This window comes from Streptomyces sp. NPDC004658, assembly GCF_040609555.1.
In the GTDB taxonomy this organism is placed as follows: Bacteria; Actinomycetota; Actinomycetes; order Streptomycetales; family Streptomycetaceae; genus Streptomyces.
In genome coordinates, this window is the sequence record NZ_JBEXKG010000421.1 from 1 (window position 1) to 1139 (window position 1139).

2 protein-coding genes are annotated in these 1139 nt (G+C 72.5%); both read right to left on the minus strand.

What is annotated here, in order from left to right; translation table 11 throughout:
- Nucleotides 1-424: SRPBCC family protein (locus ABZV94_RS41830; protein WP_356350370.1), on the minus strand; the 424-nt coding region annotated here is incomplete at its 3' end.
- A gap of 53 nt (nt 425-477) precedes the next feature.
- Nucleotides 478-1139 (minus strand): DeoR family transcriptional regulator (locus tag ABZV94_RS41835; protein ID WP_356350372.1); only part of this gene is annotated, 662 nt, incomplete at its 5' end.

Sequence of the window (1139 nt, forward strand, 5' to 3'; positions counted from 1 at the left end):
GCATGGAGTCGAGCACCCGGCCGAAGAGCCGACGGCCCGCGCCGGAGAGTAGAGGATCGCCCCACCGGGGCAGCAGCCGCACGGAGAGCTCCTCCACCCACACCACATGGGATCCCGCACGGGTGGGATACACATCGATCGACGCCCGGCCCCGCACCACCCGGCCGCGCTTTTCCAGTCGGCACATCCCCGCCCTGCCGCCGGACGGCGGTGACCACCTCACCACTTCCATCGGATCGTCGAAACCCAGCGGGCCGATCCCCGTACGCGCCACGAAGAGCGTCCCCACCCGCGTCGGCAGCCCGGTGGGCACCGTGATCGTCGTCAGCGGGACCTGCGCGGCGTGCCGCTCCCAGTCCGTCACCCGGCGCCAGGACTCGGCGGCGGGCAGGGGAGTGAAGCGCTCGATCCGGAAGACGGCCACCCTTCGATCCTAGGACGTCACGGCCCCGGCGCGAGCTGAGCGGAATCCGTGGCTCAGTCCTCGCCCGGCTCGCCGTTCGCCGCCCGGCCCGCCACCACGAGACCCGGCAGATGCTCCTCGATCTCCTCACGGGCGCCCGCGGACAGGCCCCCGTCCGTGACGAACGTGTGCACCTGGTCCAGCGTGGCGAACGAACTCAGGCCCACCGTGCCCCACTTGGTGTGGTCGGCGACCACCACCACACGCCGCGCCGACTGGACGAAGCGGCGGTTGGTCTCGGCCGCCGCCAGATTCGGCGTGGACAGTCCGCCCTCCACCGAGATCCCGTGCACACCGAGGAAGAGCACATCGAAGTGGAGCGAGGCGATCGCCCGGTCGGCGACCGGGCCGACCAGCGAGTCGGAAGGGGTCCGGACCCCACCGGTGAGCACCACCGTCGCGGCACCCGGCCGCGTACCGGGCGAGCCCGGACGCTGCGCGGCATGGAACACGTCGGCGACCCGCACCGAGTTGGTCACCCCCGTCAAGTCCGGTACGTCCAGCAGCTGCTGGGCGAGGGCGAAAGTGGTGGTGCCGCCCGAGAGCGCGATGGCGCTGCCCGGCACGGCCATCGCGGCCGCGGCCCGTGCGATGTCCTCCTTGGCGGTCAGCTCCAGCGCCGACTTCGCCTCGAACCCGGGCTCGTGCGTACTCGCCTCGACCACGGGCACCGCGC